The organism is Mycobacterium sp. E2238 (assembly GCF_001672665.1).
Classification (GTDB): Bacteria; Actinomycetota; Actinomycetes; order Mycobacteriales; family Mycobacteriaceae; genus Mycobacterium.
In genome coordinates, this window is record NZ_LZKF01000190.1 from 19,448 (window position 1) to 27,721 (window position 8,274).

Here is an 8,274-nt window from a genome sequence, read left to right on the forward strand (position 1 = left end):
CACCGCAGCAAGTCTGCCCTTCGCTCGCTGTCCCGCAGCCGCTCCCCAACGCCGCCGACCAGCCGGACATCGGGTGATCTCAAAGTCGTGCAATGACTCCGGAACCCTTTGACCAGCAAACGCCGGTTCCCGACGTCTCCGCGAGTTCGTTAAGGTTTCCTCAACGCACCGCTTCAATCTCATCTTCCTCGAACCCGAGCAGCGAAGCGAGAAGCTGTGGAAGCATGCCAGCATGGAGGTCCGTCATGTTGGCTTCTGGACCATAGGCAGCTTTGAAAAATGCCTCTGCGCTGCCAACGGATTCGTCCGACACGTACTTCAGGCGTACATCCTCCGGATCACCGGGCGGCCATGCACATACCGCCGCACGTTGATCCGGCCGGGAGTTCGGTCCATGCGTGTGGATGGCAAGGTGCAGGGCTCGCGACGGCCGGTGGCCGCGCTCCCCGCCGATTGTGATCGTTTCCGAAAGCCGGCGCGCAAGACGCTGATCGCGTATGTGTGCCTCTGTCAACTGCCGTTTTAGGCGGGATGTTTCGAGGTGGACCTTGGACAGCGGCTGGCGGACATTGAACCGTTCGGCTTGTTTGCGGAGGCTTCCGAGCAACTCAACGACCGGGTCCTGCGTTCGGTTTTCCCGCCACGTCTGAGTTGTTAGGTGCTTCATTGTGACGGTCGGCGGGAGACCCAGGGCCGTCTCGATGCGCGCAGATATCAACGTGCCGTCGGCCAAAATTTCCTGCACTGTGCCGAAGTCCATCGGGTAAACGTGTGCCGCGCCGCGCACCTCTAGTCTGTACTCAGACTTGTCGTGGCGGGCGATGGCAACGCCAACGGGTTGAGTAAGGCCGTACACTTCGCGTTCGAGTTGGTCGGTCTCCGAACGTAATAACTCGAACAGGTCGACTTGGCGTTGGGCGAACTCTTCCATTGGGAGGGGATTAGGACCGTCCAACCAGTACTCGCGACCGTCTGAATTCACGTTGAGGCCAGTAGCGAAATAGACTGCTCGCAGGAAGCGTAGCGACGCGACCGTATGTGTTGGATCCTCAAACATCCGGTCGACCATCACTTGCCTGCCAAAGGACGTCCCCGCCAAGTTTGTTATCTCCCGCTCGGCAGCCAACCGCTCCGCAGTGCTGTTAAACACTCCTACGACAGTGACGGGCTGGTCACCGAATCGAAGCCAAATCCCCAAGAGGGGATCGCCGACCCTTCTGAACGTGACCGGTGCACGAACCATATTCGCGTTTGCAATTACGTCGAGCGCATCTGCCTCGCCAGTTTGAGCCACCATGGCGTAGGACTCCAGGCGCACACGCTCCAGATGTGCGCGGACCACGTGCTCGGCCAGATGCGGGACAGCGGACTTCCGTAGCACCTCTTGGACACGGCCACGCGCGACAACGTCGCACTCGGAGTCGAGAAGCAGATCAACAGTTGTAAGGGATCGGTCTCTGATCTCAATCAAGCCAATTACACCGAGCTCCTCCAATTCGGGCAGTGCATCGAGAGCTTTCCGACGGTCGGCGCCGAAGGCGGTGTGCGCGTGTATTACAACCTGATCTGCAGGCGTAGGTGAGCCTAGACCGGTATTTTGCAACTCCACCGCAGCCGCTAGAACCGCCAGATGGTCACCGTCCATCCTGATAATCGACGCCAGCGTCGGGTTCTGCGCTTGGCTTTCGAGGGCATAGGGCGCAAGGGCGGAGATCCGCCGATAAAGTCCGCCAGTGGCATCGGTACGGCGATGCTGGTCGAGAAGTTTGGAATATGCGGCTTGACCAACTTGATTGCGCTCCGCTGCGCTAAGAACCGAGCCCCAGAGGTAAGACCTCCGAGCTTCATGGAACCACGTGCCATCGGGATACTCCACCGAGAACACACGTTCACGCTCCAGCGCCGCTCGCACGATGCCCCACGCCACCACGTCAATTCCGAGAAAGCTAGGAATTTCGGCCTCGGCCAGTGGGTAGGAAAACGCCGACAACTTTCGCGCCGCGTGATGCGCTTCTGTCGGCAGACGCGACAGCGCATCATGAAGTACATCGTTGAAAAGAGTCGGCGCTGAATATCGGTCAATCCGGCCGCCGCTGCGCAGGTGAGCAACAAGACCCTCGACGAGTAATGGATAGCCAGCCGTCAACGACCAGACATCATCTGAGTGCTTACTCATGCCGGCCGCTGCCAGCCACCGCTCAACTTCCTCGCAACTCAAGCCGGAAACCTGTACCTCGGCCAGACCCAACTTCCGGAGCCTGGTCAATCCCGGTAGCGATTCGATTTCCGCGGTCGACCATGCAATTACGATTCGTGCACGCTTGGCAGGCTGGACGGCGATGGAGGCGAGGATACGTTGATCGTCTTCGCTCAGTCGATTTCCTTCGTCCAAGGTGATGACGACGTCCCGGCCCGCCACAACGGCGACTTCGTCCGCCATTCGAACCAGCAAACGGACGACGTTGTTGTCCGACTGCATGCGAAGCGTTCGCCGCAGGTCCTGGCTATCGGGCTTTTTTAACGTCTTGAGAAATTTGAGCAGTCCCTTGCCCACGTTGTCGCCGAGTCGCGCCTTCGCAAGTTCAAGCACCTCTTCGACGACCGCTTCAGCCAGCGCCTTCCCCACTTCGACCGCAGCTTCACGAGTAGCGTGCCGTAAGCGTTTTACCAGCTCACGCCACCTTTCCGGCCCAGGCCGCGCGGTGGCGATGGCCGCCGCTAACACGTCAAATATCGCGGATTGCAATGCTCCGCTATCGAACATGCAAACAACAACGTGCGGAGCTAAAACGGTGCTCGGGTACTCAGCGACGGTGGCCTGAAGCACCGAGGACTTCCCGGTTCCCGTATCGCCGGTGACCAGGACGAGCGGTCCCGATCGACTTACTACTTGCCACACCTCGGAGCGCATAGGCTCATGATCTCAGGCGAGTGCGACATATTCGCCGATCACAAACCTGAGATCGTCACCAGACGACTGCTTCCGAGCGCCACGATAAATAACCGACCGATCGTTGTGCAGCAGCAGAATCGGTATCCGCGAATGGGCTCAAGGCCGCGACGAGGGACGTCCCTGGGCAAGTCTCGTCTCGCTCCCTGCGACGTTGTCGTTGAGCCTTGCAATGGCAATTCACCGCTGGACTGGAAAGAGCAGTTCGCATCCGAAACCCGCACGGACGGATACCGACCAGCGCCTGGCGTGGAGATCGCAGTACCAGCAGCACCACACCCCGCCGCCGGCCCGCTCAAGTTGTGCGGGACCCGCGTGAGAATCGGAAGTCCGTGCTGGGATCTACTGAGTTTGTCAAGAGTTGTGACAATCTGTGACAACGTAGAGGTGCTTAGAACACAGGTCCGCATCATTACAAGGGCAAAGTCACTGTTCAGAGCAACTTTCAATGTCGGGCTGACAGGATTTGAACCTGCGACCACTTGACCCCCAGTCAAGTGCGCTACCAAACTGCGCCACAGCCCGGATGCCGCCCGCATCGGCGGCAGCAGGTCGAAAGCCTACCGCAGACGACCCGCCATTCCCCTAATCCACCTTCCCCAACCGGGCGGCAACCTCGTCGACCCAGTTCAGCAGGGCCCGGGCAAGTTCGGCCTCGCGGCCGTAGAACCGCTGGGCCGGCACGGGCACGCTGACCGCGACCGCGTGCCCGGTCACGCCTTTGAGCGCCGCGCCGACAGCGCAGACGCCCTCGGTCTGCTCCTCGCGGTCGTAGGCGACGCCCTCGGCGCGAACCCGCTCGAGCTCCTTGCGCAGCGCCGCCGGGCTGGTGATGGTGTTCGGGGTAAGCGGCGCCAGCCGGCTCGGCAACTGCTCGGGCGGCAGGCCGGCCAGCAGGGCCTTGCCGTTGGCGCAGCAGTGCAACGGAAACGACTCGCCCACGGCGCTGATCGCGCGCAACCGGTGCGGCGAGACCACCTGGTCGACGAATGTCGCCCGATCCCCGTCCAGTATCGAGAGGTCGACGGTCTCCCCCAGCTGCCGCGACAACTCCTCCATGAACGGGTGCACGTCCATCACGACGCCGAGGCGCACGGTTGTGGCCATGCGCGCGATCTCCGGCCCCAGCCGGTACCCGCCGCGGCCACCACGCGAGGCGACCAGGCCTTCGTCCTCCAGCGCGTTGAGGATCCGGCTGACCGTGGAGCGCGCCATGCCCAGCCGGTCGCCGATCTCGGCCTGGCTGAGCCCGCCCGGGTGCGCCTGCAGCAGCCGCAGCATCTCGGCAGCGCGGGCGATGACCTGAATGCCGGCGCCGTCGGAACTCACGCCGCCTCCCCCGTCTCGATCCGGTAGCTGCCGGTGGGGTCGACGATCGCCACCAGCCGCACAATGCAGCCGTCGCCGCCCACCCAGCGCCACGGAAACGCCGCGAAGGTGACGCGCTTGCCGGTGACCTTGTCCAGGTCGCCGCCGACGTTCTCAAAGCCGTAGATCCCCTGAGACAGGATCGCGCGGTGGCACGGTTCCCACTCCGGGAAGTCGTCGAGCACTCGGCGACCGGTCTGCTCCTCGTATTCCTTTACCGCCCAAGGCAATAGACCGCCGGTGTGTTCGGCGGGGCCGTGCGGCCCGATCGAGGTGGCGAGCGGATGATCCAGCGCCTGGGTGTCGGTGCCGACGGCCTTGACGCCCTTGGCCGCGAACCATTCGCCGGCGTCCTTGTAGAAGCCGGGCGAGTAGGCGTAGTACTCGGCGCTGTCGGCGTACTTGTGATGCCAACCGGTGTTGACGATGACGATGTCGCCGGGCCGGATCTCCGGCGTGGCATTCTCCAGGTCCTCCGCGGTGACCACTCCCCACTTCCCCTTGGGGATCGACACCACGACGCCGGTGCCGAAGAAGGCGCTCAACGGGATCTCGTGCAGGAATGGCGTGCCCTCCACGACGTGTGCGGGCGCGTCGATGTGCGTACCGGAATGCATTACGGTGGTGACCTTTTGGGTCAGCACCCGGCTCCTGGCCATGTTGTGCAGGCGCTCGATCTTGACGTCCTCGAAGTACGGCCAGGCCGGCACCCCGTGTCCCCACGGGTGCGACAGGTCGTAGAACTCCAGCTTTGACTCGGCCTCGCCGAGCGGCCAGTTCATGCTCATCGCGGTTCCTTTCAGCACGCCGTGTATCCGCCGTCCAGGTACATCACCTGGCCGGTGTAGAAGCTCGACGCGTCGCTGAGCAAGTAGATCAGCGCGCCGACGAAGTCTTCGGGTTCGGCGAAGCGGCGCAACGGGATTCGGGCGAACATCGCTTCGCGGGTGGCGCGGCCCTTCTCGTCGTCGGCATACATCCACTCCGTGAGCTCCGAACGGAAAACCGTTGGGGCGAGCGCGTTCACCCGAATGCCCGCGGCGCCCCACTCGGCCGCCAGGCTTTTGGCAAGCAGGTCGGTGGCGCCCTTGGACGGGCAGTAGGCGCTGTAGCCGGCGGGGTGGCCGAGGGAGCCCCGCACCGACGAGACGAGCACGACGCTGCCGCCCGTTCCCTGTTCGAGCAGCGCGCGCCCGGCCGCCTGGCAGATCAGCCAGGCGCCCCGCGCGTTGGCATCCATCACCTTGTCGAAGTCCTCGACGGCCATCTCGGTGATGGGCGCGACGTGGTTCATGCCCGAGGCCACCAGGACGCCATCGAGTCGGCCGTGCCGGGCGAGCGCCGCCTCCACCATGGCGCGGGCGTCGGCCGGGGTGTCGGGGCGGCGGGCAACCACCGCGGCATTGTCGATATCGAGGTTGTCCAGTTTCGCGGCGTTGCCGCCGGTCAGCGTCAGCCGGGCCCCGGCGCCGGCCAGTGCCCGGGCCGCGACGCTGCCCAACGCGCCGGTGGCCCCGGTGACCAGGATCGACTTGCCTTCGACGCTGAAGCGCGCGGCGGTGGGCGCTTCCTGTTCGACGTTCACGATGCCTCCGAATCCCGCATTACGGGTCTACTAACCCGCTATACAAGAAAAATACGGACCGGCCGAAGGCAAAGTCAACGCAATATTCCTGTGATGTAGCTTTCACATCCCGTATCGTGGGACAGTGATGGAATTGATATCGCCGGTGTTATCGAATTCGGGAATCCCCGATTGGTCCGGGAAGGCCGCCCAAAGAGCCAGAGCTCAGCGCCGCTTGGCTCCCCGCTTTTCGCGCACCCGCACGTTGATCCGGATCGGGCTGCCCTCGAAGCCGAATGCCTCGCGCAGCCGCCGCTCTAGGAAGCGCCGGTAGCCGGCCTCCAGGAACCCGGTGGTGAAGAGCACGAACGTCGGGGGGCGGGCGGTGGCCTGGGTGGCGAACAGGATGCGCGGCTGCTTGCCCCCGCGCACGGGCGGCGGCGTGGCCGCCACCACCTCCTTGAGCCACGCGTTCAACGGGCCCGTCGGGATGCGCATATCCCACGATGCCAGCGCGGTCTCCATCGCGGGCACCAGCTTCTGCACCGCGCGGCCCGTCCTGGCGGAGATGTTGACGCGCTGCGCCCAGCGCAGCTGTACCAGCTCGCGGTCGATCTCGCGCTCCAGTAGCTCGCGCCGGTCCTCCTCCACGAGATCCCACTTGTTGAAGGCCAACACCAGGGCGCGGCCGGCCTCGATCACCATGGAGAGCACCCGCTGATCCTGCTCGGTCAGCGGCTGCGAAGCGTCGATCAGCACCACCACCACCTCGGCCGAGTCGATCGCCGAGTGGGTGCGCACCGAGGCGTAGAACTCGTGCCCGCTGGCCTGGCCGACCTTGCGCCGCAGGCCCGCGGTGTCGACGAATCGCCACACCTTGCCGCCCAGTTCGATCAGCGAGTCCACCGGGTCCACGGTCGTCCCGGCGACGTCGTGCACCACCGAGCGCTCGTCCCCGGCCAGCTTGTTCAGCAGCGAGCTCTTCCCCACGTTGGGTTTGCCGACCAGCGCGACGCGTCGAGGGCCACCCGGTGCGGGCGCCGCCTCCGACACCTCCGGCAGCGCGGCCAGCACCTGGTCGAGCAGGTCGGCGACGCCGCGGCCGTGGATCGCGCTGACGGCGTGCGGCTCGCCGAGGCCCAGCGACCACAACGCCGCCGCGTCCGCCTCGCCCTTCTCGCTGTCAACCTTGTTGGCCGCCAAGAAGACTGGCTTGCCCGAACGCAGCAGGATGCGGGCGGCGGCCTCGTCGGCCGCGGTGGCCCCGACCGTGGCGTCGACCACCAGGATCACCGCATCGGCGGTCCGCATGGCCACCGACGCCTGTTCGGCCACCAACTGCTGCAGACCCTTGGCATCGGGCTCCCATCCGCCGGTGTCCTGCACGACGAACCGGCGGCCCGTCCAGAGCGCGTCGTAGGACACCCGGTCGCGGGTCACCCCGGGAATGTCCTGCACCACCGCCTCGCGCCGGCCCAGGATCCGGTTGACCAGTGTCGACTTGCCGACGTTGGGCCGCCCTACCACCGCCACCACGGGCGCGGGACCGGCCTCGGCCAGCTCTTCGAGCCCGGATTCGACCGATTCCCAATCGCTTTCGTCGGTCCAGGTGCCGTCGGACGTCACCGTACGGCCCCGCTTCGCTGCTGGACCAGCTCCAGCAGGTGGTCGATCACCTGCGCCTCGGTCATCTCGCTGGTGTCGACGACCACCGCGTCGGGCGCGGCGCGCAGCGGCGACACCGCCCGGGTGGAATCTAGATGATCACGCCGACGGACGTCGGCCAGCACCGCGTCGTAGTCGCCGGCCAGCCCGGCCGCGACGTTCTGATCGTTGCGGCGCCGCGCGCGGGTTTCGGCGGACGCGGTCAGAAAGATCTTCACGGGCGCGTCGGGCAGGACGACGGTTCCGATGTCGCGTCCCTCGACGACGACGCTTCCATTCCCCCCGGCCATTTCGCGTTGCAGCCCGACGAGGCGGGCGCGCACGGCCGAAACCGACGACACCGCCGACACCGCGCGGGTCACCTCGTCACCGCGGATCTCGACCGAAACATCCTCTCCGGCAAGGAAGTAGCGATCGCCATCCACCGACAGCTGTGCCGTCGACCCGATCCGCCCGACGGCTTTGGCGTCCGCCGGATCGACGCCCGCGCGCAGCACCGCCAGTGTCACCATCCGGTACATCGCCCCGGTGTCCAGGTAGCGGGCGCCCAGCGCCCGCGCCAATCCCCTTGACACCGAAGACTTTCCGGTCCCGGCGGGCCCGTCGATGGCAACGATCACAGCGCTCACAGGCCGACCGCCTTGTACAGTTGGCCGACGTCCGTCGGCGTGATCATCTAGATTCCACCCGGGCGGTGTCGCCGCTGCGCGCCGCGCCCGACGCTGCG

General features: G+C 65.3%; 6 protein-coding genes, 1 tRNA gene and 1 pseudogene. 1 reads left to right on the top strand and 7 read right to left on the bottom strand.

The window, feature by feature from the left end; translation table 11 throughout:
- Positions 1-160: 160 nt before the first annotated feature.
- The 7 genes from A5711_RS17070 to cmk form a co-directional block, all read right to left on the bottom strand.
- The gene (locus A5711_RS17070) at positions 161-2,911 is read right to left on the bottom strand and encodes an AAA family ATPase (protein ID WP_156744977.1); all 2,751 of its coding nucleotides are present in this window, start codon (positions 2,909-2,911) and stop codon (positions 161-163) included.
- Between the two features lie 490 nt (positions 2,912-3,401).
- Positions 3,402-3,475: transfer RNA gene (locus tag A5711_RS17075), tRNA-Pro, on the bottom strand.
- Between the two features lie 60 nt (positions 3,476-3,535).
- The gene (locus tag A5711_RS17080) at positions 3,536-4,279 is read right to left on the bottom strand and encodes an IclR family transcriptional regulator (protein WP_067948520.1); all 744 of its coding nucleotides are present in this window, start codon (positions 4,277-4,279) and stop codon (positions 3,536-3,538) included.
- Complete coding sequence (locus A5711_RS17085; protein WP_067948531.1) at positions 4,276-5,106, bottom strand: cyclase family protein; 831 nt, start codon at positions 5,104-5,106, stop codon at positions 4,276-4,278. Before A5711_RS17085 ends, A5711_RS17080 begins: the two co-directional genes overlap by 4 nt.
- Before the next feature lie 11 nt (positions 5,107-5,117).
- A complete protein-coding gene (locus tag A5711_RS17090; protein WP_156744978.1) occupies positions 5,118-5,906 on the bottom strand; it encodes an SDR family NAD(P)-dependent oxidoreductase in 789 nt (262 codons plus the stop codon).
- Between the two features lie 201 nt (positions 5,907-6,107).
- A complete protein-coding gene (gene der, locus A5711_RS17095) occupies positions 6,108-7,508 on the bottom strand; it encodes a ribosome biogenesis GTPase Der (protein WP_067948524.1) in 1,401 nt (466 codons plus the stop codon).
- Positions 7,505-8,176, bottom strand: coding sequence for a (d)CMP kinase (gene cmk, locus A5711_RS17100; protein WP_067948526.1), 672 nt, complete (start codon positions 8,174-8,176; stop codon positions 7,505-7,507). The genes der and cmk overlap by 4 nt, the downstream gene beginning before the upstream one ends.
- Before the next feature lie 17 nt (positions 8,177-8,193).
- Between cmk and A5711_RS27310 the strand changes: the two are divergent.
- Positions 8,194-8,274, top strand: a pseudogene (locus A5711_RS27310) (cytidylate kinase); the annotation flags it as partial.

Excerpts from the sequence above, each read along its gene's own strand:
- A5711_RS17085 (WP_067948531.1), bottom strand. The coding sequence starts at position 5,106 with ATGAGCATGAACTGGCCGCTCGGCGAGGCCGAGTCAAAGCTGGAGTTC.
- A5711_RS17070 (WP_156744977.1), bottom strand. The coding sequence starts at position 2,911 with ATGCGCTCCGAGGTGTGGCAAGTAGTAAGTCGATCGGGACCGCTCGTC.